This window comes from Methylobacterium mesophilicum SR1.6/6 (assembly GCF_000364445.2).
Taxonomy (GTDB): Bacteria; Pseudomonadota; Alphaproteobacteria; order Rhizobiales; family Beijerinckiaceae; genus Methylobacterium; species Methylobacterium mesophilicum_A.
In genome coordinates, this window is the sequence record NZ_CP043538.1 from 2923239 (window position 1) to 2948187 (window position 24949).

General features: G+C 68.4%; 21 protein-coding genes. 11 read left to right on the forward strand and 10 right to left on the reverse strand.

What is annotated here, in order from left to right:
- Positions 1–5: 5 nt before the first annotated feature.
- From MMSR116_RS13920 to MMSR116_RS13930, 3 genes are all read left to right on the forward strand, one after another.
- Complete coding sequence (locus MMSR116_RS13920; RefSeq protein WP_010682525.1) at positions 6–644, forward strand: hypothetical protein; 639 nt, start codon at positions 6–8, stop codon at positions 642–644.
- Positions 645–902: 258 nt separating this feature from the next.
- Positions 903–3473: a TonB-dependent receptor gene (locus MMSR116_RS13925; RefSeq protein WP_039892302.1), complete on the forward strand. Its 2571-nt coding sequence runs from the start codon at positions 903–905 to the stop codon at positions 3471–3473.
- A gap of 210 nt (positions 3474–3683) precedes the next feature.
- Complete coding sequence (locus MMSR116_RS13930) at positions 3684–4037, forward strand: hypothetical protein (RefSeq protein ID WP_010682523.1); 354 nt, start codon at positions 3684–3686, stop codon at positions 4035–4037.
- 51 nt (positions 4038–4088) lie between these two features.
- On the opposite strand, the gene MMSR116_RS13935 is transcribed toward MMSR116_RS13930, so the two are convergent.
- The 4 genes from MMSR116_RS13935 to MMSR116_RS13950 all read right to left on the reverse strand — a co-directional run bounded on the left by MMSR116_RS13935 (position 4089) and on the right by MMSR116_RS13950 (position 9014).
- A complete protein-coding gene (locus tag MMSR116_RS13935; RefSeq protein WP_010682522.1) occupies positions 4089–5609 on the reverse strand; it encodes an undecaprenyl-phosphate glucose phosphotransferase in 1521 nt (506 codons plus the stop codon).
- Between the two features lie 142 nt (positions 5610–5751).
- On the reverse strand, positions 5752–6951 hold the full coding sequence (locus MMSR116_RS13940; RefSeq protein ID WP_010682521.1) for a glycosyltransferase family 4 protein: 1200 nt from the start codon (positions 6949–6951) through the stop codon (positions 5752–5754).
- 130 nt (positions 6952–7081) lie between these two features.
- Positions 7082–7765, reverse strand: coding sequence for a PAQR family membrane homeostasis protein TrhA (gene trhA, locus MMSR116_RS13945; protein WP_010682520.1), 684 nt, complete (start codon positions 7763–7765; stop codon positions 7082–7084).
- A 148-nt stretch (positions 7766–7913) separates the two neighbouring features.
- Positions 7914–9014 carry a COX15/CtaA family protein gene (locus MMSR116_RS13950; protein WP_039892300.1) on the reverse strand — a complete coding sequence of 367 codons (1101 nt, stop codon included), beginning with the start codon at positions 9012–9014 and terminating at the stop codon, positions 7914–7916.
- Positions 9015–9234: 220 nt separating this feature from the next.
- Here MMSR116_RS13950 and MMSR116_RS13955 point away from each other — a divergent pair, with 220 nt between their 5' ends.
- Positions 9235–9441: a DUF2842 domain-containing protein gene (locus MMSR116_RS13955; protein WP_010682518.1), complete on the forward strand. Its 207-nt coding sequence runs from the start codon at positions 9235–9237 to the stop codon at positions 9439–9441.
- A 69-nt stretch (positions 9442–9510) separates the two neighbouring features.
- Positions 9511–9864, forward strand: a complete 354-nt coding sequence (locus MMSR116_RS13960) for a hypothetical protein (protein ID WP_010682517.1) — start codon at positions 9511–9513, stop codon at positions 9862–9864.
- 15 nt (positions 9865–9879) lie between these two features.
- Here MMSR116_RS13960 and MMSR116_RS13965 read toward each other — a convergent pair whose 3' ends face one another.
- Complete coding sequence (locus MMSR116_RS13965; protein WP_010682516.1) at positions 9880–10941, reverse strand: polysaccharide deacetylase family protein; 1062 nt, start codon at positions 10939–10941, stop codon at positions 9880–9882.
- Between the two features lie 249 nt (positions 10942–11190).
- On the opposite strand from MMSR116_RS13965, the gene MMSR116_RS13970 reads away from it, so the two are divergent.
- Positions 11191–12375 carry a GNAT family N-acetyltransferase gene (locus MMSR116_RS13970; protein WP_010682515.1) on the forward strand — a complete coding sequence of 395 codons (1185 nt, stop codon included), beginning with the start codon at positions 11191–11193 and terminating at the stop codon, positions 12373–12375.
- A gap of 6 nt (positions 12376–12381) precedes the next feature.
- On the opposite strand, the gene MMSR116_RS13975 is transcribed toward MMSR116_RS13970, so the two are convergent.
- A complete protein-coding gene (locus tag MMSR116_RS13975) occupies positions 12382–14616 on the reverse strand; it encodes a GumC family protein (RefSeq protein ID WP_010682514.1) in 2235 nt (744 codons plus the stop codon).
- 187 nt (positions 14617–14803) lie between these two features.
- Here MMSR116_RS13975 and MMSR116_RS13980 point away from each other — a divergent pair, with 187 nt between their 5' ends.
- On the forward strand, positions 14804–15382 hold the full coding sequence (locus tag MMSR116_RS13980; protein ID WP_039892574.1) for a polysaccharide biosynthesis/export family protein: 579 nt from the start codon (positions 14804–14806) through the stop codon (positions 15380–15382).
- Between the two features lie 12 nt (positions 15383–15394).
- Here the strand turns inward: MMSR116_RS13980 and MMSR116_RS13985 are convergent, their stop codons facing one another.
- Together MMSR116_RS13985 and MMSR116_RS13990 are read right to left on the reverse strand one after the other, a co-directional pair.
- Positions 15395–16030: a hypothetical protein gene (locus tag MMSR116_RS13985; protein WP_010682512.1), complete on the reverse strand. Its 636-nt coding sequence runs from the start codon at positions 16028–16030 to the stop codon at positions 15395–15397.
- Between the two features lie 187 nt (positions 16031–16217).
- Positions 16218–16466, reverse strand: coding sequence for a hypothetical protein (locus MMSR116_RS13990; RefSeq protein ID WP_010682511.1), 249 nt, complete (start codon positions 16464–16466; stop codon positions 16218–16220).
- Positions 16467–16736: 270 nt separating this feature from the next.
- Here MMSR116_RS13990 and MMSR116_RS13995 point away from each other — a divergent pair, with 270 nt between their 5' ends.
- Complete coding sequence (locus tag MMSR116_RS13995; RefSeq protein WP_010682510.1) at positions 16737–16952, forward strand: hypothetical protein; 216 nt, start codon at positions 16737–16739, stop codon at positions 16950–16952.
- Positions 16953–16985: 33 nt separating this feature from the next.
- On the opposite strand, the gene MMSR116_RS14000 is transcribed toward MMSR116_RS13995, so the two are convergent.
- Together MMSR116_RS14000 and MMSR116_RS14005 are read right to left on the reverse strand one after the other, a co-directional pair.
- Positions 16986–18038, reverse strand: a complete 1053-nt coding sequence (locus MMSR116_RS14000) for a hypothetical protein (RefSeq protein ID WP_083920179.1) — start codon at positions 18036–18038, stop codon at positions 16986–16988.
- A 43-nt stretch (positions 18039–18081) separates the two neighbouring features.
- Entirely contained in the window at positions 18082–21105 is a 3024-nt protein-coding gene (locus MMSR116_RS14005; RefSeq protein WP_010682508.1) for a penicillin-binding protein 1A, read from the reverse strand.
- Positions 21106–21263: 158 nt separating this feature from the next.
- Here MMSR116_RS14005 and MMSR116_RS14010 point away from each other — a divergent pair, with 158 nt between their 5' ends.
- From MMSR116_RS14010 to MMSR116_RS14020, 3 genes are all read left to right on the forward strand, one after another.
- Positions 21264–22931, forward strand: coding sequence for an alpha-amylase family protein (locus MMSR116_RS14010; protein WP_010682507.1), 1668 nt, complete (start codon positions 21264–21266; stop codon positions 22929–22931).
- An 88-nt stretch (positions 22932–23019) separates the two neighbouring features.
- Positions 23020–23664: an MBL fold metallo-hydrolase gene (locus MMSR116_RS14015; RefSeq protein ID WP_010682506.1), complete on the forward strand. Its 645-nt coding sequence runs from the start codon at positions 23020–23022 to the stop codon at positions 23662–23664.
- A 148-nt stretch (positions 23665–23812) separates the two neighbouring features.
- Entirely contained in the window at positions 23813–24775 is a 963-nt protein-coding gene (locus MMSR116_RS14020; RefSeq protein WP_010682505.1) for an aldo/keto reductase, read from the forward strand.
- Positions 24776–24949 lie beyond the last annotated feature (174 nt).

Below are 24949 nucleotides of genomic sequence, written 5' to 3' on the forward strand. Positions count from 1 at the left end.
GTCCGATGAACCGTTCCGCTCACTGCATCCTCGGCCTGGCGTTCGGGCTCACCGGCTTGGCCGGCCCGGCGCTGGCGCAGCCCCGGCAGGATCCGGACTGGCCCTGCGTCCAGCGCAAGGTCGCATCCTTGAGCCCGGGCCAGTTCTGGACGGGGCCTGACATCGCCGCCGCGGGTGACTGGGGCAGCGACAATGACGCCGCGGTTCTCGCACAAAAGATCGCGTCCCGGCGCACGGAGCTGACGCAGGTCGGCCCCATGCTCGACGACTTCGCCGGCAAGTTCGGAACGGACAAGGACGCCAAGGACAAGGCGCTGACCCGCGTCTACGCGGGCGTCTTCGAGGTGCTCAACGGCGAGCGCGACAAGGTGATGTCCGGCATCGGCCGCTACGCGCAGGGACAGCGCCGGATGGCGGAGCGCATCCGCGACGAGGCCGACAAAATCAGTCAGGTGAAGGATGCACCCAGCGCCTCTGACGCCACCGAGCTGCCCAAGGATCAGTCCGAGCTTGAGACGAAGTTCGCCTGGGACCGGCGGATCTTCCAAGAGCGCAGCCAATCGCTGACCTATGTCTGCGAGGTGCCGCAACTGCTGGAGCAGCGACTCGGCGACATCGCACGGCTGATCCAGGCCCGCCTCTGAGCGGGCCTTCGAAGGAGAGGCGCGACAATTGCCGAATTTCCCCGGCTCGTTTGCCTAACTCTCCCTAAGTCTTTGAACGCGTTGGAAAAACTGTTGCCGTTTCGTCACGTCGCGCCTCGATGAGGCTCGCGATGCCCGAAATGCGGCGGAAACAGCGCGTACGTGGTTCACGAACAATTGTGTGCCATGTCGCCACCGGCCAAGAGTGATCACAAGCCCGTCATTAACGGGCATGGGTCTCACGGTACGGGGGCAGGAATGTCACTTCGCGCGTTGCGGAGCACTTTGGTCGCGTCTTCATCGATCCTCGCCGGGACCGTCCTGCCGGGCGCCGCGCAGGCCCAACAATCGGTGACGCTGGGCGAGATCAGCGTGGTCTCGACGACGCCGGTGGGTTCAGGCGGCGGAAACTCGAGCCAAGCTCAGACCTTCAACGGTCCCGGCCCTGTTCCGCCGATCGGCTCGGTCGGCCCGACCGGGATAACCCGCCTGCGCGGCAGCGAGCAGCCCCTCTACAAGATCCCCAGCACGGTCGAATCCGTCACGGCGAGCGACCTCACCATCGATCAGGCGAGCAACAACCTCGTCACGACGCTGGCGCGGCGCACGCCCGGCATCAACATCTCGGACTCGCAGGGCAACAACAACCGGGTCGACGTGACCTACCGCGGCTTCACCGCCTCGCCGGTGCAGGGCGTGCCGCAGGGCCTGGCCGTCTATCAGAACGGCGTGCGCATCAACGAGGCCTTCGGCGACATCGTCAACTTCGACCTGATCCCGCCGCAGGCGATCCAGCGGATCGACGTGGTCACCGGCAATCCGGTCTTCGGCCTCAACGCGCTCGGCGGCGCGGTCAACATCCAGATGAAGAACGGCTTCACCTGGCAGGGCACCGAGATCGCCGCCTGGGGCGGCTCGGACGCGCGCACCGCCGGCTACCTCGAATACGGCAAGGTCTCCGGCCCCTGGAGCGTGTACTTCACGGGCGACGGGCTGAACGACCGCGGCTGGCGATACGAGAGCCCGAGCACGATCGGACGCCTCTACGGCGACATCGGCTACCGTTCACAGGATTCGGAGTTCCACCTGATCGGGCTCGCCGCCCGCAGCTTCTACGGCGCAGCCGCCGCCACCCCGGTGGACTTCACCCATCGCGATCCGCGGGCGATCTTCACCTTCCCGCAAACCACCACCACCGAAGTGGGCACGCTGCAGCTCACCGGCCGGGTGGACATCTCGCCGACCTGGGATCTCGCGGGCAACGCCTATTTCCGCCGCTTCAGCCAGACCTATGTCGACGGCAACGACGGCAACTTCGAGAATTGCAGCACGCAGTCGAGTTTCCGCGGCAATCTCTGCTTCGAGGATGACGGATTCACCCGCGCTCCGGGCCAGTCGCAGCTCGCCTTCCGCAACCAGTTCCTGATCCTCGGCCAGCAGAACCAGCGCGTCCCGTTCCGCGCCGGTATCCCGTACGGCACACTGGATACGACGCGGACCGAGGCGACAGGCTTCGGCGGCTCGCTGCAGGCCTCGAACCGCGACCGCGTGTTCGGCTTGCCCAACACCTTCGTGGTCGGCGGTAGCATCGACACGGCGAACTACTCGTTCAAATCGTCCAGCACCCTCGGCGTGATCAACCCCGACCTGTCGATCACCACCAATCCGAACAATTTCTACTACGGGAACATTCCCGGTCTCGGCACCCCGCAATTGCGAACCGCCGGAGCACTGGGTATCGCGCCGAGCTCGGTCAACGGCTCCAACCTCTATATGGGCCTCTACACCCTCGACACGCTGGACGTGACCGACCGGCTGTCGCTGACGGCCGGCGCGCGACTGAATTTCGCGCGCATCGAGAGCGCGGATCTCACCGGCTTCTCGCCGGACGTGACCGGCACGCACTACTACAACAAGATCAACCCGGTGGCGGGCCTGACCTATCGCTTCTTCGACGCGCTGAACCTTTACGGCAGCTACTCGGAGTCGAACCGGGCGCCGACCCCGCTGGAGCTGGCCTGCGCCAATCCGGACCGTCCGTGCCTGCTGCCGAACTCCCTTGTGGCCGACCCGCCGCTGAAGCAGGTGACCGGGCGGACCTACGAGGTCGGCTTCCGCGGCCAACTGCCGAACACCTATGACGGCGGCATCATCACCTACAAGATCGGCGCCTTCCGCACCGATCTCGCCAACGACATCCTGTCGCTCGCCACCCCCGGCAACACCGCCCGCGCCTACTTCGTGAACGTGCCGTCGACGCAACGGCAGGGCATCGAGGTCGGCGGCGAGTACGCGGCCGATTATCTGCGGGTCTATGCCAACTACGCGCTGGTCGATGCGACCTTCCAGTTCAACGGAACCTTGTCGTCGCCCAACAACCCGCTCGCCGATGACGGCGCGATCCAGGTCCGCAAGGGCAACATCGTGCCTCTGGTGCCGGCGCACCAGATCAAGGCCGGCTTCGACTACTTCATCACCCCCGCTTGGCAGCTCGGCCTCTATCTCCAGGCCTTCTCATCGTCCTACTTCCGCGGCGACGAGTCGAACCTGAACCGCAAACTGCCAGCTTACTACACGCTGAACCTGCAGACGAAGTATCAGGTCACGAAGAACCTCGAGATCTTCGGTCTCATCACGAACTTGACCAATAATCGCTACGCGACATTCGGCACCTTCGCCGAACCGGGTCCGGTCGCCGGCAACTTGCGGATCAGCGACCCGCGGACCACGACCCTGGCGCAGCCCTTCTCGATCTACGCCGGCGTCCGCTACGCTTTCGGCGCCGATCCGGTGCCGATGGCGCCGGAACCGATCATCCGGAAGTACTGATCCAGGCAGGCTCGAAATGCGGGCGCCCCCCGCGGTCTTCGGACCGTGGCGGGCGCCCGTCGCGTTTGCAGGCCGCGGCGGTGCGGCCTCCTGTCTCGGGAACGGCACCGAGCGCCCGGCGTCTCCACCGTAGTCGCTCTGCTTCGAGCCGCGCGATCCGGCTCACCGAGATGCCGACCGCGCGACCGGACCCCCTGGAGATATCCCTCGATGATGTTCCGATTCGCCATCGCAGCCCTGGCCCTCGCCGCAGCGACGCCAGCACTGGCGACCCCGTGCTCAGACGAGGTGGACACGCTGCAGCGGCGTCTCGATAGCGCCGGTGCAGCCTCGGTCACGGGCTCGACCCCCGCCAACGGTCCGACCTCGTCAAACTCCCCGAAGGCGCTCGACAAGCCGCCGACGCTCACCAAGTCGGACGCCGACGTGAAGCCGACGGCCTCGGGTGTCGAAGAGGCGAAGAAGCTGGTCGCTCAAGCCCGTCAGCAGGACAAGTCCGGTGACGCTCAGGGCTGCCGGGACACGATCATGAAGGCCAAGGAGAAGGCCGGCGCGCTGCCGTAGATCGCCGTCATCCAGCGGCCGGCCATGGGCCGGCCGCGCTTTGAAGGATGCTCAGTACGCGTTTTCAGTCTTCAGCAGTGCGAAGGGCGTGGTCAGCAAGATCTGCAGGTCGAGAAGCACCGACCAGTTCTCGATGTAATAGAGATCGTGCTCGACGCGCCGCTGCAGCTTTTCGGATGTGTCGGTCTCCCCGCGCCAGCCATTCACCTGCGCCCAGCCGGTGATGCCGGGCTTGACCTTGTGGCGGGCGAAGTATCCGTCCACCACCTGATCGTACAGCGTGTTGGCGGCTTTCGCCTGGAGCGCATGGGGACGCGGGCCGACCAGCGAGAGGTCTCCCTTCAGGACGTTCAACAATTGCGGCAGCTCGTCGAGCGAGGTCTTGCGAATGAAGCGGCCTACCGGCGTGACGCGCGGATCGCCGCGTGTGACCATCTTCGCCGCACCGGCGTCGCACTGATCGACGTACATCGAGCGGAACTTGTAGACCTCGATCAGCTCGTTGTTGAAGCCGTGGCGCTTCTGCCGGAACAGGATCGGCCCTCGCGAGGTGAACCGCACCGCCAGGGCGATGGCCAGCATCACCGGCGACAGGGCGACCAGCATCACCAGCCCGACGCAGCGGTCGAAGAGCGCCTTCACCACGACGTCCCAGTCGGCGATCGGCTTGTCGAACACGTCGAGGACCGGCACCGAACCGAGATACGAGTAGCTGCGCGGCCGCAGCCGGAGCTTGGCAGCATGGGCCGACAGGCGGATGTCGATCGGCAGCACCCAGAGCTTGGCGAGCATCTGGAGGATGCGTCCCTCGGCGGTGATCGGGATGGTGAAGACGATCAGGTCGAGGCGCGCATGCCGGGCATAGGCCACGAGGTCGTCGACGTTGCCGAGCTTGGGATGGCCGGCCACGACGTCCGACGACCGGTCGGTGTTGCGGTCATCGAACACGCCGACGATGCGGATGCCGCTCTCGCTCTGCGTCTCCAGCGCCGCGATGAGGTCTTCCGCCGGCTTCCCGCCGCCGACGATCGCCGTGCGCCGGTCGAAACGGCCGGCGCGGGTCTGCGCGTCGATGATCCGGTAGAGCACAAAGCGTCCCGCCATGAGCGCTGCGAGACCCGTGGCGAAGAACACGCCGAGCCAGAGGCGTGAGTAATGATCGGCGACCTTGGCGAGGACCAGGCCTGTGGCGATCATCAGGAAGGTCATCGACCATGCGGCGATCAGCCGGATCGCGGTCTTGAAGAAGGCACGGAAGGCACCGATCCGGTATCCCCCGGAGACCTGGATCAGTGCGATCGTCGTGAGCGTGATGACTCCGATCGCGCCGACATAGGTGAGGCCGAACGGAACCCGATCGTGCAGCATCAGCAGGTGAAGGAGCGATCCGAGACCGAAGATCAAGACGCCCTCAAGCGCCCGGACCAAGCCGGCCACCACCACCGGGGAGATCGCACCCGGCCGCGCGACCGTGGTTTCTGCAAGGGGCACCGGCTCCGGACGGACAGCAACCGGCTGGCCTTCGGAGGGCCCGGTCGCTTCCAGGAGATCGCGGATATCGAACGCGCTCATCGGTCGGCCCCTCCCGCGGCACCTAGCGGCTGAACGACCGCAGAGTGGCACGCGGCATTGTCGGAAGACTTAAGGACACGCCGGCCGCGGCGATCTGCGCCGCCGCGTCGGGTGCTTACCCTTCACATTCCCGTGGCGGCGCTCACGCCGTCCTGGAACCGGCGACGCCGGGCGCCTCGACGGCGCGCGGCAGTTCGCGAGCCTGGAAGGCGGCCGTGTAGCCGGCGATGACCTCGCTCCCCATGCGGTCCAGGGAAAAGCGCTGGCGGATGGATTCGCTGAGTGCGCGCACCCGGGCGGCGAGCACCTCTGGCGCATCGTCCAGGATCCGCCGGATCCCGGAGGCCAGCGCCTCGGGCTCCCGGGCCGGGACGAGGTCGCCCGCGGCCGGACCGAAGATCTCGGGAATGCCACCGACGCGCGTTGCAACCAGAGGCTGGGCGGCGGCCGCCGCCTCCAGAACCACGTAGGGCAACGACTCCGCCAAAGAGGGGACCACGAGGATCCGGCCACGGGCCAGAACCGACCGGATCGCCTGCGGCGGCTCGAAGGCCACCGCATCGGCGAGCCCGAGCCGCTCGACGGTCTGGCGCAGGATCTCGGCGTCCGGCCCCGATCCGACCATCAGGAGCCGCAGCGCCCGGCCCTCGGCGCGAAGCTGGACCAGGGCTTCGAGCAGGTAGGGCAGGCCTTTCGCCTCCCGCAACTCGCCGACGTAGAGGAGGTCGAACGGGTCCTCGCTCCGCTGCACCGGGGCGAATTCCGCCTCCGCGATGCCGTTGTGGACGATCCGCGTCACCCGCTCGGGTCCGCCCACGAAGGACCGATGCCGGCCAGCGACATACTCACTCTCGAACAGGAAGGCGTTGGTCCGGCGGGCGAGCACGGCTTCCGCGCCCATGTAGAGGCGGTGGAGCGGGCTGCCGGGACGATAGTTGTAGCTGCCACCGTGCGGCGTGTAGGCCCGGATAGCCGGTCCGGCCGCCGCGAGACGCGCGTAGACCCCACCCTTTGCCCCGTGCCCATGAAGGACATCGGCACCCACCATGGCGGCCCGCCGGCTCACGGTGCGCAGACATGACCAGTCCGACACATGCGGATTGCGTTTCATCGGAACGCGAATGAGGCCGAGTTCGAGGCCGGGCAACAGTTCCGCGAGGGCTCGCTCCCCGCGCTCGCCGCCGGTCGTGGAATCGCAGACAATGCCGACCGCATGTCCGGCCGCGGCCTGAAGGCGCGCCAGATCCATTACGTGGCGGAACAGGCCGCCGACCGGAGCGCGAAAGACGTGCAGGATCCTGTAACGCTGAACGCTTCGTGTGTCGTTCGTCTTGGCGATCACGGTATCGCTCCGGGAAGATCAGTCCCGGAAGTTCTGATGCACCAGTGGTCGCAACGAATTTAAAGACAGCCGGACGGATCGGGCCTTTTGGTCAAGAGGGTAACCGGAATTCTACTGGCGCGGATTCGACCTACGCCGTCGTCAATCCGTTAAGGCTAGCCCAGATGGTGCCGTAGTGGCAGGCGGTGGCTACCAGGACGAAGCCGTGCCAGATCGCATTCTGGAACGGCAGCGTCCGCCAGATGTGGAACACCACCCCGATCGAGTACAGCGCGCCGCCGATGGCCAGCAGCCAGAGGGCCGTGGGCTGAAGTGTCGCGATGACCGACTCGTAGGCGAAGAGCCCGCTCCAGCCGAGCATCAGATACAGCACGATGGAGAGACGGTCGAAGCGTCCCGGGAGGAACAGCTTCACGGCGATGCCGATGAGGGCCACCACCCAGATCACCGTGAGGAGGCCGTAGGCCCGGCCGCCGGAGCCGACGAGGGCGACGAGCGGCGTGTAGGTCCCGGCGATCATCAGGTAGATCAGCGCGTGGTCGGCTCGCCGCAGCAGCCATTTCCGCGGGCTGACCGGGTGCATGTTGTAAAGGGCTGAGACGCCGAGCATCAGGACCAGCGCGGTGGCGTAGACTACGACCGCCGCCCGCTCGCCGAAGCCGAGATGGGCCGTGACCGCCGTCACCACGAGCGCCAGCGCGCCGACGAACCCCAGCACGACGCCGAGGCCGTGGACCACGCCGTCAGCCATGATCTCCCGCGGCGTGTAGTGCCAGGACAGGGAGAGAGGACGACCATCCTCCGCGAGAGACATCTTCAAGCCTCCTGCAACGCGTGCAGCTTAAAGCTTGGGAAGTCTTTATCGTTCCCTGTGAAGAATGCTGAGCGGAGTTATCCCAAAGTTTCTGACGGCTTGGTATAGCTCCCGTGCGCTGCCGCAACCTTGGTGCGGCGCCGAAAAGCTATGCGCCGCGGCCGGCCAAGCCTTCGAACCCTAGAGGCAGCGTCTCGGCGGTGGCCCGTACCCGACCGGTACCGCGGCTCAGGCGCGCGTGGACGGTCGCCATCGTCAGCACGGCCATCGCCAGGATCTGATGCGCCAGCGCGGCCCAGAGCGGCACGCCGAGAACGAGGGTGGCGATACCGAGCGCGACCTGGAGGAGCACCAGCACCGCGACGCCGCGGGCCCGTGCGGTCGCGCCGGCGTGGCCCTGGAGATGCGCGTCGGCGGCGTGCAGGATTGCCACGGCCACCACCAGGTAGGCCGTGACGCGATGGTCGAACTGAACCAGGGCGTGGTTGTCGACGAAATTCTCGATCCACGGGCGGATCGCGAACAGCGTGTCCGCCGGCGGCACGAGGTGACCGTCCATGGTCGGCCACGTGTTGTAGACGAGACCGGCGTGCGATCCCGCGACGAGGCCGCCGAGGAAGATCTGCACGAGCACGAGGGCCGGCAGAAGGGTGGCGGTGACGCGCAGGCGCGTCGGCGCAGGCGCCGAGACGCCGCTCCGCTCACCGGCCGCGAGCCAGACGAGGCCGGCCAAAATCAGACTGGCCGTGGTGAGATGCAGGGCGAGCTTGATTGGCGCCACCGCGGTCATGCCGGGTTGAAGCCCGGAGGCGACCATGATCCAGCCGATGGCGCCCTGCAGGCCGCCAAGCACGCCCAGGGCGAGCAGGCCGAGCCCGAGGCGGCGGCTGATCCGCCCCTGCCACCAGAACACGATGAGCGGCAGGAAGAAGGCGAGACCGATGATCCGCCCGAGTAGGCGGTGCCCCCATTCCCAACCGTACAGGACCTTGAACGCGGACAGGCCCATGCCCTGGTTCAGGATGTTGTATTGCGGCGTGTCCTTGTACTTGGCGAACTCGGCGGCCCAGTCGGCCTCGGAGAGCGGCGGCAGGGCACCGGTGACCGGTCGCCACTCGGTGATCGACAGGCCCGATCCGGTGAGCCGGGTCGCGCCACCGACCGCCACCATGGCCACGACCAGAGCCGCGACCACGTACAGCCACGCCCGCACCCCCGATCGCCGGTCGTCCGTGCCGTCCATGACCATCCGTACCCCTTCCGCGCCGGCCGCAACGTCTCGGCCGCGGCGCCCGGGTTAGGCGAAGCGCGCCGCGCCAGCAACGTCGGCGGCGCCGCAGCCGGCGGCCTTACCTGCTGCGTGGCCCGCAACCTTGCCCGCGGCCTTGCGCGCGTTGCCAAGCGCGGCGCCGGTCGGTAGCGGTCGCCGTCAGCGCCGCCGCGCCGGTCGCAGAGCTTCGGAATCCACCATGCGCCGCCGCACACGCACCCTGATCGGTACCCTGGCGATCCTCGCCTTCGTGTGCGTCTACGGGCCTCTCGCGATGGCGCTGGCCGACAGCCGGATCTCCGAAACGCCCGCGGCGGTCCAGGCCGTGCTCTACTCGATCCTGGGGATCGCCTGGATCTTCCCGCTCATGCCGCTGATCCGGTGGATGGAGCGCCCGGATCGCTGACGCGGACCCTCGATTTCGCCGCACTCGGGCGCCACAAGCGTTCGCGTCCGCCGCTGAGATCAAGCCTCCGTGTCCTCTTCCTTCCTGCGCCTGACGCCCCTGGCCGCCCTTGTCGTGCTGCTGGCCCCGCTGCCGGCTCCGGCGCAGGGGACGCCGCGCTCCATCGGCGAGTGCGAGCGGCTCAAGAACGATCTCGCCTACAATCAGTGCCTGGCGATGTTCGGCCCGGCGGCCAAGAACGTGGCCGGCGGCTACGCCTCGGCCGACATCGCCTCGACACCGGCGGCGGCCATGGCGGAGCCGATCCCGCAGGTCGAGGAAACTGCCGAAGCCACCACGAGCCGCCGGCGCCGCTACCGCGCGAGCCGCGGCCGGCAATATGCCTCCTTCTCCACCGGCTATCGCCACCGGCGGCGTCACTGAGGCCGAGGGCTCGGGTCAGGCGACGTTGAGGCGGCGGCCGCGGTTCCAGGCCAGGAACGGCACCCCCGAGAGCAGGCCCGCCAGCGCCGCGCGCGACTGGTGGCAACCGTTCACCGAAACCCGCGGCAACGCGTGGAGGTGGCCGGCGTGGTCGGCGAAGAGATGACCAGGCCGTGTGGTCACCGCCGTGTCGAAGCCCATGGCGCTGGCCAAGGCGAATTCCCGCGGTCCCGCCGAACCGGGATCTCCGACCGGGTAGGACAGGTGGCGGACCGGACGTCCGAGTTCCGCCTCGATCCGGTCGCGTCCCTCGGCGATCTCGCGGGCCGCCACAGCGGCTTCGTGCTTGGCGAGCATCGGATGGCTGACCGTGTGGGCGCCGAAGGTCACCGCGGGGTCGCGGGCCAGCGCGCGCATCTCATCCCAGGACAGGCACAGGTCGGCGGCCAGCGCGCCTGGCGTGAAGCCCGCCTGCCGGCAGAGGTCCGCGATCCGCGCGAGGAGAAGTTCCTCGTCGCCGCCGCGCAGGTCACGGTAGATGACATCGAAGGCGATCGCCTTCTCCTGCGGACTGCGGGCCGGCAGGTCGAGGCTGCGCGACCCGATGGTGATCCGCACTCGGTCGAGCCGCACGATCGCGCGCTCGAGCTCGAGCCACCAGAGCCGCCCCCGCTGATCTGCGAAGGCGCTGGTGACGAACAGCGTCCAGGGAACGCCATGGCGGGCCAAGACGGGCCGCGCGTGCACGACGTTGTCGCGATAGCCGTCATCGAAGGTCAGGGCCGCGAAGGGTGGGCCGTAATCCGGGGCGGCGAGGCGCCTCGGTACCTCATCGAGCCCGATCACCTCGAAGCCGCGGGCGTCAAGCTCGCGCAGGGTCAGGTCGAGGAAATCGGGCGTGATGGACAGCAGCCGGTTCGGCGCGAAGGCCGGCACGGGGTCGGGGCTGACATGGTGGAAGGTGAGGATCACACCGAGGCCACGCGCGGCCGGCGCCAGCCATCGATCCGCGCCGACCGCCTGGATGGCGCGGAAACCGGATGCGAAGATCCGGTGCTTGGTGCGCGACGACAGCATGGCCCTGAACCGATCGAGCCGCACGGCCCGGATCCGCGCAGCGTGCGCATCGCGCGGTAAAGAAAGCCGAAAGACCCCTGGCAAGACCAGTCATTCGCGAACGGTCTATTAGCCAAGACGGAGCTTTGCCGGGGAATTGCTGCAGTGCCGGCGGTTGGTTTCCACCTCGAGTGATGGGCTGTTCAGTCGATGCCGCGCAGGTTGTGGGCCGGCTGATGGATCATATGCGGTTCGGGGGAGTTCGGGGCCATGGCGGTCGGTGTCCACATCACGGGAACGGGCATGGTCGACACGCGGGCTGACGGTGCGCTGGTCGCCGAGATCGTGTCCGGCTTGGCGGCAGCCGAGGGATGCTGGCGTCGGATCGAGGCGGATCCGGCCAGCCTGCAGACGCCCTACCAGCGTTTCGACTGGTCGATGGCCTATCTCCGGTCGACCGGGAGCCTTGACGATGCGCGGGTCGCGCTCGTGCGGGACGGCGAGGGGCGCGTGCGTCTGATCCTGCCGCTGACGGTGCGACGTGAGTACGGGCTCTGCATCGCCCGGGCCGTGGGCGACACGCACGCGAACTATCACATGCCGCTCTTCGCGACGCGCGATGCGGCCGCGATCCCCGCTGCCGAAATTCGGGCCGCCCTGGTCCGGGCCGGGCGATCGGCCGGCATCGACCTCTACGCGCTGCAGCACCAGCCGCTGATGTGGGAGGGTGCGGCGAATCCTCTGGCCTCGACCGGCGAGCCTGAGCCCAGCGACGCCTACGGCCTGATGCTGGGACCGGATCCCGAGACCACGGTGCGGCGCGTCTTCAGCGCCGATGCCCGCAAGAAGCTGCGCTCGAAGGAGAAGCGGCTCATCGAGGCGAAGGGGGCCGTCGCCTATCGCCGCGCCGAGACGCCCGAGGAGGTCACGCGTTTCCTCGGCGCCTTCTACACACAGAAGGCCGCCCGCTTCGCGGGAATGGGCATTGCCGATCCGTATGCCGACCCGGCGATCCGCGCATTCCTGGAGACTGCCGCGTCAGGTCCGGCCCCGGCGGTGGAGCTGTACGCCCTCTGCCTCGCCGAGAGCGGGCGCGTGCTCGCCACCTTCGGGGGGGCCGTCAGCGACCGTCGATTCAGCGGAATGATGACTGCCTTCGATGCCGATCCGGAAGTCGCCAAGTTCAGCCCCGGCGATCTCCTGCTGCAGCACCTCATCCACGATCAGACTGCGCGGGGCCGTCAGGGTTTCGACCTCGGGGTCGGCGAGGCGCGTTACAAGGCCAGCATCTGCGACGAGACCATCGGCCTGGTGGAGACCCTCGTGCCGGTCACCGCGAAGGGCCGCGCCTACGGATTCCTGCGGCGGGGCCTCACGCGCACGAAGCGGCGGATCAAGCGCGACCCACGCTTGTACGTGGCCCTCCAGCGGCTGCGGACGCTGCGCCGGGGCTGAACGCAATCACGCGGCGTTCAGACGCAAGTCGGTCGCGGCACCGTCGGCTGTCTTGATGTCTGCGTCCGTGACGGCGCGGTCCTGAGCGACGAGGATCTGGCCGGCACCCGCATCCTCCGCGATGGCGTAGAGATCGGCCAGCGCCGGATCCTCGGCCGGGGCGTTGGAGGCGATCACGACGCTGTCCATGTGGCCGGCGACGAGATCCAGCACGTCCACGGCGCCCGGAACGGCGTGGATCCGGCACACGACCCAATCGTAGGCCTCCGCCATCGCCTCGAAGGTCAGCACCAGAGCATCCGGCTCTTCGAACAGGACCGTCTCGTCGAGTTCTCCGGCGGCGATGCGGTGCAGTTTGCTGTCGCGGTCGGCCTGGATCGCATCGAGGAACGCGGCTTCGCCGGCGACAAGATCGGTGAAACCGAGGCTTGAGGCCTGCCCGGAAGGCGCGTTGAGCTCCACGGCCACGAGGGAGCCCCGGCCGCTCAAGGCGCCCGAGAGGGCCTCGAAAAGCGACGGCGTGCCCTGCGCAGCCTCGGTCTCCACGATCAGGACGCAGCGTCCGGTCCGCGCTGCCTCGCCGCGCGGCGCGGAGGTGATCCGTTCGACCAGTGGGCCGAGGTCGAACGCCGCCGCGCCGTCCGCTGCCGGTGCCGGATGCGCGTCGACGGCAGCCGCTTCTCCGGGCTCGTCAGACTCGGACCATCGTGCCGGCGGCATCGCCTCCGGGAAGGCGAAGACCGGACGCTCCAGGACCGGCTCGCGGCGCTCACGATCCTCCGCCGGATCGAAGTGGCCGCCGCGAACGGCCCCGATCCGGGCGCCTTCGGCCAGGAGGGCACGGGCGATCACGGCGCCAGCGGAGAGCATCAGCGTGAGCAGCGTCGCGAAGCCGACGATCGGCAGCTTTTTCGGGAAGGACGGTACCTCCGGCGTGACCGCGCGGGAGACGACGCGGGCATCCGCCGGGGTCGCGGCCTCGCCGTCGCGCGCAGCCGCCTCGCGGTAGCGGGACAGATAGGATTCGAGCTGCTCCCGCTGAACCTTGGCTTCGCGCTCCAGCGCCCGGAGCTGGACCTCGCTGGCGTTGCCCTTGACGACCACGTCCTGCTGGCCGTCGACGGCGGCCTGCAAGCTCTCGACCCGGGCGCCCGCGATCTTGGCGTCGTTCTCCATCGTCCGCACGACGCGCTCGGCCGAGGCCTTGATCTGCGCGTCGAGGTCCTGAAGCTGCGCGTTCAGCTCCTTGATCCGCGGATGGGCCGGCAGCAGCGTGCGCGACTCGAGAGCGAGCTGTGCGCGGACGGCGATCCGGTTCTCCACGATGCGGCGGATCACCTCGTTGTTGGCGACGTCCGGGATCTCGAAGGCGCGCCCGTCCTTGATCAGGTCGTTGATGGCCTTCACCTTACCGGTCAGATCCGCCTTGAGGATCCGGGTGGCCGAGAGCTGGCTCGACAACTCGCCGAGCTGCTGGGCCGTGAGCGGCCGGCCCGCGGCGCCGGCGCTGCCGACGAGTCCGTTCTTGGCGCGGAACGCCTCGACTTTCGCCTCCGCTTCGGCCACGCGCTTGCGCAGGCCGTCGATGTTGCCGCCGAGCCAGGTGGAGGCGTAGCGCGCCGTATCGACCTTGTCGGCTTCGAGCGACGAGATGTAGAGCTGCGCGATGGTGTTCGCGCCCTCGGCGGCGAGCTTCGCGTCCTTCGAGCGGAACTCGATGGTCAGGATGCGGGACTTGCCTGCGGGATAGACCAGCAGATGGTCGAAATAGGCGTCGAGCACCCGGTCCTCGGCCGGGCGATCGAGGGGATTGGCGCCGATGCCGAGCATCATCAGCACGCGCTGCACCGGACCGATGCTGCCGGCGCCGGGATCGAACTCCGCGTTGCCGACGAGCTTGAGCCGGCGGATCGCCTCCCGGGCGAGGTCGCGCGACATGACGACCTGCACTTGGCTCGCCACGGCCTGCTCGTCGATGGGCACCTGCTGGTCGGCACGCTCCTGGGCGTTGCGCGCGAAGGCGGCGTCGCGACTCTCGAGGATCAGCTTCGACTCACCCGTGTAGCGGGGGCTAACCACGTTGACGAAGACGCTCGCCCCGAGGGCGACCACAAGTGTCGGGCCGACGATCCAGCCGATCGAGCGACGGAGCACACGCGGGACTTGAGCGAGGCCGAGACCTTCCGCCTGCGGCTGTAGCCCCGGTTCGGCGTAGGTCGAGCGTTGACGGATTCGGGACATTCGGACGCTCTGGCGGCGGAGGCAGACCGGGCAGCGCACGGTGCCGCCCGGCGGCCATTAGTGGATGTTAAGGTTGCTTAAGAGTTAAAGCGGGCCTCGACCGACAAAGCCGCCTTCGGCCGGGCGCGTGATCAAGTTTCGTTAACCTTAACAGCCTAAACCCGCCGCAACCGCATCCATGACGGCGATGGTGATGAACCGGCGCGCTCTCCTCCTCTCCCTCGGCTCGACCCTGGCGCTCGGCGGGTGTCTGCGCCCGACATTCCGCACCGGCGAGCTCGACGCCACCGGCACCGGGTCGATCGCCGCGCGGTACACACTCGCGGCCGGCGACAAGCTTCGGGTCATCGTGTTCGGTCAGGACAACCTGTCCAACATCTACGCGGTCGACGGGGCGGGTCGGATCGCGATGCCGCTGATTGGCACCGTGCAGGTGGGCGGCCAGACCACCGGGCAGGCGGCCCGGGCGGTCGAGGCCAAGCTCGCCTCGGGCTTCGTGCGCGAGCCGCATGTGACGGTCGAAGTCGACGCCTACCGGCCGTTCTACATCCTGGGCGAAGTTACGACCTCGGGCCAGTACCCGTTCGTCAACGGCATGACGGTCGAGACCGCCGTTGCGATCGCCGCAGGCTTCGGCCCTCGGGCCGCGCGCGACTACGCCGTCCTGACCCGTGACACCGGCGGCACCCTGGTATCCGGGATCGTGCCGATGACCTACTCGGTCCGGCCCGGCGACACGATTGTCATCAAGGAGCGGTTCTTCTGAGAGCGGCGCACCCTACTGGTTGCTCTGCCAGGGATTGATGACTCGCATCGCCGTCTTCTGCTCCGGAATCGGCGTGGCGATCGGCGCCTCCGTCTTGGCCGCGCGCGCAACCATGCGGCGAGCCTCCTGGGCCGGCAGCGCGCCGACCGGTGTGAACAAGCCGGCCAGTACCTTCCGCGTCCCCTTGCTCACCAAGCGCGAGTTCTGAACCGGCTCGAAGTCGCGCATCGCGTGCCGCCTGTCGGGATCGCCCGCGAAAACCTTGGCTCCCGAATTCAACACGACGATATCGCCCGGCCGCAGCGTCTCGTCCTTCATGAACGCCGCCGCGGCACCGCCCTTCATGTCGATCGCCACCTGCCGCTGGCTGATCTCCGGCTCCTTCACGCGGATCTTGATCGGAAGCGCGGCATAACGCGTCTGGAAGTGCCTGCGACCGGCGCCGAGGCGCGGGGTCGAGCGGCGACCGTAGGCGTAGGATGACAAGTCGGGCGCGGCCGTGGGCGCCGGGGCGGCCTGCTGCGGGGCCGGCCTGCCGCCGAACAGCATCTCGAGGAAGCCCAACTCCGCCGCCTCGGCGCGGAACGCGGTCCCGGCCAGAAGCGCGCCGGCGATGATCGCCAGCGTGCCGCCCGTGCGAAGCCTCATGTCGTCCTCCGGAAACGACGCCCGACGCGAGCATCCATGCTTCAACTGCAGGTCGAGGGTACGGGTTCCGGCGCAGGGTCGATCGCTGCGCAAACTTCAGAACAACGCAAGGTATGGTGGGTATTCGACGAATCAGTCGATCAATAGATTGTGCAAAAGCGATCTGGAGCGATTGCGATTGCTTCGGTCAGCCGGGCGCGGACTGCTCACCCTCGCCGATACAGTCCAGGGCCCGCTCCACGGCGCCGACGGCATCGAGGAGGTGCTGAACCGTGCGCTCCACTTCGAGGGCGGGGCGCCCCATCGCGGCGGCGCGGGCGCTCACGTCCTCGAGCTGCTCCAGGAGGGCGAGCAGGTCGCCCGCCACGGTCACGACCTCGCAGCGGGCGAGGCGGGCAACTGTGGGGCGTGGACGGAAAGGCAGGACGTTGGTCATCGGAGGAGAGTGTCGCCTGAAAGACCCCGCGTTTGCCAGGGGTCGGCGGCCTCACTCAACACGATTGGCGGCCCGTGTCCTGAGCAAAGCGGGGGTGTGGTGGATTTTCCGTGGCCGGCGCGCATCGGAGGCGGCAGATCGGATTTACGCCCTGCCGTCGACCTTGACGGATCGTCCTCGGCGCTGACCATGCCGCGGGAGCCCCTCCAACCGCTACCGGATCGGTCGATACCAATTCACCGATCGATTCGACACCTGTCAGGATCCGATATGCGTGTGACCCTTCTCGCCCTGTCCGTGCTGGCGGCCGGCGGCCTGTGCGCCTGCACCACCGACGGCCCGGACTCGCGCAGCGGCCTCGCCGAGACCTTCAATCTCGACAACTACCGGGCGTCCAGCAACACGAACGGCACGCAGACCCGCCGCGACGTGAACCGCGCCTACACGCAGCCGACCCTGCCGACGATCGGCAACCGCGGGATGTGAGACCCTGACTCACGGGCCTCTGTTCGAGCCGGATCAGCGCTTGGCGATCGCGTCCGCGAAGGTGGTGATCCGGTTCCGGGCGTAGACGGGCAGGCCGGCGCTGATCGAATTGCCGGTGTTGAAGCTCGAATTGCCCATCAGGACCTGCGCGGGGAGCAGGTTCTTGAGCACCGGCACGCGGGCATACTCGGCCTTGCGGTCGAGGACGTCGCCCTTGATCGCGAGCGCCATGTAGGTTGTCACGACCGTCTTGCCGGTGTCGTTCGGCAGTGGCTGGAACACCGCCAGGAACTTGCCGAAGCGCAGGATCTGGTTGACCCAGAAGATCGTCTGCTCCAGCCCGCCCGTCACCGGCGTGTCGATTTTCGTCAACGCCTTCAGCGGCGCGCCCTGGTCGGGGCCGAGAATGCGCAGCTCGCTCTGGAACGACACGTATTCGGCGATCTTCTTCGCCGAGCCTTCCTCAAGCTTGTTGGCGAGCTTCACGCCCAGGGGGAGCTTCCCCTCGAGATCGTAGCGGGACTCGATGCAGGCGCCCGCGCCCTCGCACCAGGGGCGGTCGGGCCGCTTCGCGAAGGCGGCGGCAGGATCCTTGTTGGGGGTCACGTCGGCGGCGGAGACGGCGCGGTGCTTGATCGCCGGGTCCATCTTCTGGACGAAGGCGAGGTTCGCGTAGGAGGCGAGGTCGATCGAGTCCGCCGGCCGCGGTACCACGAAGCGGCCCTCGGCCACGTAGATCTTCAGCGTCTCGTGACGCGGCTTGGTGACGCCGTTCACCGTGACCGTGTAATCCGGCTCCTTGTAGCCGGGATAGGGCGCCAGCACCGCGGCCTCGGCGGGCCGCGCCTTCTGCCAGTCGAGATAAGGGATCAGGCCGTTCTCCGGCGCCGACGGGTTGTCGCGGTGGTCCGTGAACAGGATCTGGCCGGGCTTGATCGTCGCCGGATCGAGAGCCGACACCGACGGCACTTCCTTGATCCGATCCGGTCCCGGCGGCGGTGCCGTGTCGGCGGCCGGCGTCTGGGCGCAGAGCGGGCTGGCAGCCGTAAGGGCGAGGGCGAGGGCGGCAGGAATCTGCGGTCGCAACGGACGTCTCACGCTTTCGGGGGGAGGGCGGTCGGTGAAGCGGTCAGAAACCGGGATCTTCGCCGAACAGGTAGTCGGGATCGCGGCGGCGCGGCCGGCGCACGCCGTCGTCCCCATAGGGCGAACGGCCGGCTTGGCCCGGCCAGGGGCTGTAGGGATCCTGGCCGCTCGGATCCAGGTCCCCCTGCGCACGGCGGCTGCGCGGGGCCGGACGCTCGCCGAACGGATCGAGCGGATCGGGCCGCGGACGCTCGCCGGTCATGTTTCCGTAGAAGTCGCCTGCGACGCTGGCTCCGTCGTCGGTCCCGGCCAGGTCGCCATCCTCCGCGTCGGGCCGCATGGCGTACAGAGTCTCCCGCGGGACGAGGCGGTACTGCGTGTCGGCCATGCGCCCGTCGCCGCTCGTGCGGAAATGCTCGAGGAAGCCGCCGCCCGCAACGCGCACGCCGCTGCGCGGATCTATGGCGAGGTCGGCGATGAACGGCCGCGCCTCGGACGAGGGGCCCCGGAGCGGCGTCTTCGCCACGCCGTTCGCCCAGGCCGCCTGGACGATGGCGGACGCGATCGGGACCGAGACGTGTCCGCCGGTCTGGCCGCGGCCGAGCGTCTTCCGGCTGCCGTCGGCGTTGTCGTAGCCGACCCACACCACCACGGTGATCTCGTTGGTGAGACCGGCGAACCACGCGTCGTTCTCGTTCTCCGAAGTTCCGGTTTTGCCGGCCACGTAGGTCGAGAACTTTGACAGGGCGGCCGCGGTGCCATGCTGAGTCACCCCCTGCAGCATGGTCTTGAGCTGGTAAAACGCGATCCGGTCCGCCGATCCGATCCGGGTCGGCTCCCGGGCGGCGTGCGTGTAGAGCGGCTTGCCGTCCCGCTCCACCGATTCGAGGGCGTAGGGCGCAGGCCGCGCTCCTTCGTTGGCCACCGCCGCGTAGAAGCCCGCGAGGTCGAGCATCCGAACCGGCTGGGCGCCGAGGACGAAGGGGTAATAAGGCTCGCACTCCGCGTAGATCTGCGCCTCCAGCGCGATGTCGCAGACGCGCTTGAGGCTCGCGGGGGCCTTCGGGGCGATTCCGCCCTGCAGGAGGCGGGCGGTGACCAGGTTCTTGGAGAATTCGAGCCCGCGCCGCAGGGTCGTCGGCCCGGAACCGCCACCCTCGTAATTCTTCGGCGACCAGGAATCACCGGTGCCGTTGATCGGCGGAAGGGTGACGGGCGAGTCCATCACCAGGGTGTTCGGCTGGAGGCCGGCATTGAGCGCCGCGAGATAGGTGAGGGGCTTCAGGGTCGAGCCCGGCTGGCGCACGGTCTGGGTGACGCGGTTGAGCTGGCTCAGCGGGTAGGAGAAGCCACCGGCCATCGCCAGGATGCGCCCGGTCTGGTTCTCCATCACAAGCGCCGCGCCCTGGACGGTCGGCTTGACCCGGATCTGCGCGCGCAGGCCGCCCTTGCCGCCGGTGAGTTTCACCCGCACCACGTCGTAGGGCTGCAGCTTGCCCCGGGCGATGCCGGGATCGAGGCTGGCCGTCCGGCCGTCGGCAAGTCCGACCTTCGTGCCGGCCCTGCCGGCCTCCAGCACCACGGCCATCGGCCAACGGACGTCGTAGAGAACGGGACGGGCGCTTTCCAGGGCGAGCAGCCAAGCCGGCTTCCGCGTCGGCGTCGCCGCGGCAGCCTTCTCAGCCTTGAGCGTCTTTGCGTCCGGCTTGACCGCGTCCGCGCGCGCGCCGGTCACGCCCGGCGCAGCCTGCGGGGATCCTTCCGGGGCCGGTGTCGCGGCCTGGATGCGGCGGACGCTGTCGGCGAGGTTGAGTTCCGCACCGGTGAAGGTCTGCCGGCCCGTCGCGCGCTCGTAATTCGAAAGGCCATCCTGCAAGGCTTCTTCGACGGCGCGCTGCAACCCGGCGTTGATCGTGGAACGCACGGTCAGCGAGCCGGACGTCAGCGACTCCACGCCCGCGAAGGTGCGCGCCTCGCGGTTCAGGAAATCCACCACGTAGAAACCGGAGTCGCGGCGGGTGGTCTCGATCGGCTTCAGGCCGAGGTCGGCCTTGATGGCGGCGGCCATCTCGGCCTCCGTGATGGTGCCCTCTTCCTTGAGGCGGGCCAGCACGTAGGCGCGGCGCTCCCGCGCCCGGTCCGGATATTTGTCCGGGCTGTAGAAGTTCGGCCCCTTCGGCATTCCGGCGAGCAGCGCCGCCTCCGGCAGGGTGAGCTGACCGACAGGCTTCCCGAAATAGCTCTCCGCCGCCATCTCGATTCCGTAGGCGCCGCGGCCGAGATAGATCCCGTTCAGATAGAGGCCGAGGATCTGCGGCTTGGTGAGGATCCGCTCGAGGCGCGACGCCACGATCATCTCGCGGATCTTGCGCTCGTAGGTGACGTCGTCGCCGACCGAGAGGTTCTTCACCACCTGCTGCGTGATGGTCGAGCCGCCCGCGGGCCGGCCCGGCGCGGCGAGGTTGCCGATGAAGGCGCGGATCACACCGCGCTCGTCGATGCCGTGATGGCTCTCGAAGCGCTTGTCCTCCGCGGCGATGAAGGCCTTCTGCACCAGCGTCGGCACCGCAGTGATGGGCACAGTGATGCGCCGCCCGTTCGGCTCGGCCGCCTCCGCGAAGGGTTTACCGGCGCCATCGAGGATGCGGGTCAGGCCGGGCAGCGCCTTGTCGCGCAGGGCCTCTGCGCTCGGCAGGTCCTTGGTGGCGTTGTCGTAGAACTCGATCACCGCCTTCGCGTCGAAGGGGGAGTTCGGCGGGTCCTCACCCTTGCAGAACTGCTTGTAGCTCGTGTTCAATTCGTTGATGTCGAGCCCATGCAGGATCTTCGGCGCGGCGGGGCCGGCGACGCTCGACGGATCCTCCATGGCGGTGGAGATCAGCTCGTCGAGGTTGATGTCCTCGATGTCGAACGATTTCCGCATATGGGCGCAGCCGTCGCGCAGCAGGCGCACGACCTCGGGTCCATCCGTGACAGGATCGAACCGCGTGCGGACCGCGTCCGGCCGGGTCGTGACCTGGCTCAGGGTGAGGGCGGTCGCGAACAGCTTGATCAGGATGGCGTTCATGCGGGCCGGATTTGCGGGACGCGACAGGGCGGCCGCGGACAGTCCGGGCGCGCGCCTGAACAGGGCGTGCACAACGCGGCTGTTTTAAGGACATCGGGCAACGGCAACGCTTTTGCCCGACGCGGCGTTCGTGCTTCGCGACGACGCCGGGGGGCCGCATGATCACCGACCTGTGGTACAAGAACGCCATCATCTACTGCCTGTCCGTCGGCACTTACATGGATGCCAACGGTGACGGCATCGGCGACTTCGCCGGACTGGAGCGTCGGCTCGACTACATCCAGGGCCTGGGCGCCACCGCGGTCTGGCTGATGCCGTTCCAGCCCTCGCCCAAGAAGGACGGCGGCTACGACATCGCCGACTATTACGGCGTCGACCCGGATTACGGCTCGCTCGGCGACTTCGTGGCTTTCACCCACGCCGCCAAGCAGCGCGGCCTGCGGGTGCTGATCGACCTCGTGGTCAACCACACCTCGGACAAGCATCCCTGGTTCCAGTCGGCCCGGTCCAGCCCGGATTCGCCCTATCGCGACTGGTACGTCTGGTCGAAGGAGAGACCGGCCACCGCCGACGAGGGCATGGTCTTCCCCGGCGTACAGGACACCACCTGGACGTACGATACGAAGGCCAAGGCCTGGTACTTCCACCGATTCTTCAACTTCCAGCCGGATCTCAACACGGCCAATCCGGAGGTGCTCGCCGAGATCCTCAAGATCATGGGGTTCTGGATCGAACTCGGTGTGTCGGGCTTCCGGATGGATGCCGTGCCCTTCGTGATCGCCGAGAAGGGCGCCGACGTCGGCGGCAAGCCGCGCGAACAGTTCGAGATGCTGCGCGACCTGCGCGAATTCCTGCAATGGCGCCAGGGCGACAGCATCATCCTGGCCGAAGCCAACATCCTGCCCAAGCAGGATCTCGACTATTTCGGCGACGACGCCGACCGCATGCACATGATGTTCAACTTCCAGGTCAATCAGGCGACGTTCTACGCGCTGGCGGCCCACGACGCCCGACCCCTCGTGAAGGCGATCGAGCGGACGAAGCCGCGACCGCTCTCGTGCCAGTGGGGCATCTTCCTGCGCAATCACGACGAACTGGATCTCGGCCGCCTCAGCGAGACGCAGCGTCAGGCGGTCTTTTCCGCGTTCGGGCCAGAGAAGGGGATGCAGCTCTACGAGCGCGGGATCCGGCGCCGCTTCGCCCCGATGCTCGCGGGCGATCCACGCCGCATCAGGCTCGCCTACTCGCTGATGTTCACCCTCCCGGGCACGCCGGTTCTGCGCTACGGCGACGAGATCGGTATGGGCGACGACCTGACGCTCAAGGAGCGCGATTGCGCCCGCACGCCGATGCAGTGGACCAGCGAGCACCAGGCCGGCTTCTCGAAGGCGAACAAGACCGTCCTGCCGCTCATCGATCACGGTCCCTACGGCTACGCGCACGTCAACGTCGCCGACCAGCGCCACGACCAGGGTTCGCTGCTCAACTGGATGCAGGGGATGATCCGGCAGCGGAAGGAGGCCCCGGAAATCGGCTGGGGCGACGTCGTGGCGTTGGACACGGGCCGGCCGTCGGTCCTGGCGCTGCGCTACGAGTGGCGCGGCAACGCGGTGCTTTGCCTTCACAACCTGGCGCCCGAGCCGGTGGAGGTCGCCCTCGACACGGGCCTTCCCGCGCCGGAGGGCGATATGCTGGTCGATCTCCTCACCGGCGCGCACAGCGAGGCCGGAGACGACGGGACACACTGCCTGTTCGTGGAGGGCTACGGCTACCACTGGTTCCGCATCGGCGGCCTGGACGCGCTCCTGAAGCGCCGCCCCGCGTGAACGCCACCGCCACGGGTGTGCAGTGCCGCCGATCGCGCTAAACGAGGGGGATCCGCGCCTGCCGGGCGCCCGCCACACCGAGTAAGCTATGCCAGGAACGCCCCGCGCCGGGATCATCCCGGTCACGCCCTTCCAGCAGAACTGCACCCTGATCTGGGACGATGCCACCAAGGTCGGCGCCGTGGTCGATCCGGGCGGAGACCTCGACCGGATCGAGGCCGCGATCCGCGAGCAGGGCGTCCAGGTGGAGAAGATCCTGCTGACTCACGGCCATGTCGACCACGCCGCGGGCGCCGACGAATTGCGGGAACGCCTCGGCGTGCCGATCGAGGGGCCGCACCAGGCCGACAAGTTCCTCCTCGACTCTCTTCCGGAGACGGCGGCGAATTACGGCCTCGGCGAAGCCCGTCCGGTGACACCCGACCGCTGGCTCGACGAGGGCGATGCCGTAACGGTGGGGGGGCTTGGCTTCGACATCCTCCACTGCCCGGGGCACTCGCCCGGCAGCGTGGTCTTCGTGAGCCGTGACGCGCGGTTCGCGCTGGTGGGCGACGTGGTGTTCAAGGGTTCGGTCGGCCGCACCGACCTGCCGGGCGGTAACCACGATCAGCTGATCCGGGCCATCAAGGAGAAGGTCCTGCCGCTCGGCGACGACATCGCCTTCATCCCGGGCCACGGCCCGATCGGCACGCTCGGCGAGGAGCGCGTGTCGAACCCCTTCCTGCAGGATTGAGCCCCGCAGGCTGACCCTCGTGCGTGCCGCACGCACGGAATGCCGCGCATCTTGAAGCCCGGAACCCCGTGTCGGGCGATCCGGGACCAAGTCTTCGGGACGGGGATGGCACCCTTCGTTCCGCCACACGCCCCGAAAGGATTGCCCCATGGACAAGCGCCGCGTCGGCCGCTCCGATCTCACGGTCGCGCCCTTCTGCCTCGGCGGCAACGTCTTCGGCTGGACCGCCGACGAAGCCACCTCCTTCGCGATCCTCGACCGGTTCATTGAGCGCGGCTTCGATTTTATCGACACCGCCGACGTGTACTCGCGCTGGGCCCCAGGGCACGCCGGAGGCGAGTCCGAGGCGGTCATCGGCCGCTGGTTCGCGGCCAGGCCGGGCGCACGCGAGAAGATCGTGCTCGCCACCAAGGTCGGCATGGACCTGGGCGAGGCTGGAAAGGGCCTGTCGGCGCGGCATATCGAGCGGGCCTGCGAGGCTTCGCTGCGGAGGCTGCAGACCGACAGGATCGATCTGTACCAGTCGCACCTCGACGACCCCGAGGTTCCGCTGGAAGAGACCCTGCGGGCCCACGAGCGGCTGATTGCTGCCGGGAAGGTCCGGTTCATCGGCGCGTCGAACTACAGCGCGGCGCGGCTGGCTGAGGCGCTCGAGGTATCAACCTCGGCCGGTCTCCCGCGCTACGCGTGTCTTCAGCCCGACTACAGCCTCGCTGAGCGCGGCTTCGAGACCGAGTTGGCGCCGCTGTGCCGGGCCGAGGAGCTCGGCGTGATCGGCTACTTCTCGCTCGCCGCGGGCTTCCTGACCGGCAAGTACCGGTCGACGGAGGACGCTGCGGGCCGGCCCAGGGAGAACCGCGTCGCCAAATACATCACCCCGCGCGGCCTCGCGCTGCTCGACGTGCTGGATTCTGTCGCCGCGGCCGCGGGCGCGAGCCCCGCGCAGGTGGCGCTCGCCTGGATCATCGCCCGCCCGGGCATCACCGCCCCCATCGCCAGCGCCACCTCGGTGGCCCAGCTCGACGAGCTGCTCGGCGCGGCGCGGCTGATGCTCCCGGCGGACGCGATCGCTCGGCTGGATGCGGCCAGCGCGGGCGGGATCCAGGACTAACGCGGCGTTAAGCCGGCCGCTGCAGAAAAGCGAGGCTCGGGCCGGGCGCGAGCCCGTAAAATCGTGCATTCTCAACGCGGAACCCCTATATCAGGCGGACCAAGCGAGAGCGCAGGCGTGGGCGCCCGACGGCGCGAGTCCCTCCGTCGCGTACAGACCCGTCTGCCCGAGGAA

What these genes read in the sequence shown, in the direction of transcription:
- MMSR116_RS13980 (WP_039892574.1), top strand. Translation starts at nt 14,804, where the DNA reads ATGGTGATGAACCGGCGCGCTCTCCTCCTCTCCCTCGGCTCGACCCTG.
- MMSR116_RS13950 (WP_039892300.1), bottom strand. Translation starts at nt 9,014, where the DNA reads ATGGTCATGGACGGCACGGACGACCGGCGATCGGGGGTGCGGGCGTGG.
- MMSR116_RS13975 (WP_010682514.1), bottom strand. Translation starts at nt 14,616, where the DNA reads ATGTCCCGAATCCGTCAACGCTCGACCTACGCCGAACCGGGGCTACAG.
- MMSR116_RS13935 (WP_010682522.1), bottom strand. Translation starts at nt 5,609, where the DNA reads ATGAGCGCGTTCGATATCCGCGATCTCCTGGAAGCGACCGGGCCCTCC.
- MMSR116_RS13995 (WP_010682510.1), top strand. Translation starts at nt 16,737, where the DNA reads ATGCGTGTGACCCTTCTCGCCCTGTCCGTGCTGGCGGCCGGCGGCCTG.
- MMSR116_RS13955 (WP_010682518.1), top strand. Translation starts at nt 9,235, where the DNA reads ATGCGCCGCCGCACACGCACCCTGATCGGTACCCTGGCGATCCTCGCC.
- MMSR116_RS13965 (WP_010682516.1), bottom strand. Translation starts at nt 10,941, where the DNA reads ATGCTGTCGTCGCGCACCAAGCACCGGATCTTCGCATCCGGTTTCCGC.
- MMSR116_RS13985 (WP_010682512.1), bottom strand. Translation starts at nt 16,030, where the DNA reads ATGAGGCTTCGCACGGGCGGCACGCTGGCGATCATCGCCGGCGCGCTT.
- MMSR116_RS13970 (WP_010682515.1), top strand. Translation starts at nt 11,191, where the DNA reads ATGGCGGTCGGTGTCCACATCACGGGAACGGGCATGGTCGACACGCGG.
- MMSR116_RS13925 (WP_039892302.1), top strand. Translation starts at nt 903, where the DNA reads ATGTCACTTCGCGCGTTGCGGAGCACTTTGGTCGCGTCTTCATCGATC.
- MMSR116_RS14015 (WP_010682506.1), top strand. Translation starts at nt 23,020, where the DNA reads ATGCCAGGAACGCCCCGCGCCGGGATCATCCCGGTCACGCCCTTCCAG.
- MMSR116_RS14010 (WP_010682507.1), top strand. Translation starts at nt 21,264, where the DNA reads ATGATCACCGACCTGTGGTACAAGAACGCCATCATCTACTGCCTGTCC.
- MMSR116_RS13930 (WP_010682523.1), top strand. Translation starts at nt 3,684, where the DNA reads ATGATGTTCCGATTCGCCATCGCAGCCCTGGCCCTCGCCGCAGCGACG.
- MMSR116_RS13920 (WP_010682525.1), top strand. Translation starts at nt 6, where the DNA reads ATGAACCGTTCCGCTCACTGCATCCTCGGCCTGGCGTTCGGGCTCACC.
- MMSR116_RS14005 (WP_010682508.1), bottom strand. Translation starts at nt 21,105, where the DNA reads ATGAACGCCATCCTGATCAAGCTGTTCGCGACCGCCCTCACCCTGAGC.
- trhA (WP_010682520.1), bottom strand. Translation starts at nt 7,765, where the DNA reads ATGTCTCTCGCGGAGGATGGTCGTCCTCTCTCCCTGTCCTGGCACTAC.
- MMSR116_RS14020 (WP_010682505.1), top strand. Translation starts at nt 23,813, where the DNA reads ATGGACAAGCGCCGCGTCGGCCGCTCCGATCTCACGGTCGCGCCCTTC.
- MMSR116_RS13990 (WP_010682511.1), bottom strand. Translation starts at nt 16,466, where the DNA reads ATGACCAACGTCCTGCCTTTCCGTCCACGCCCCACAGTTGCCCGCCTC.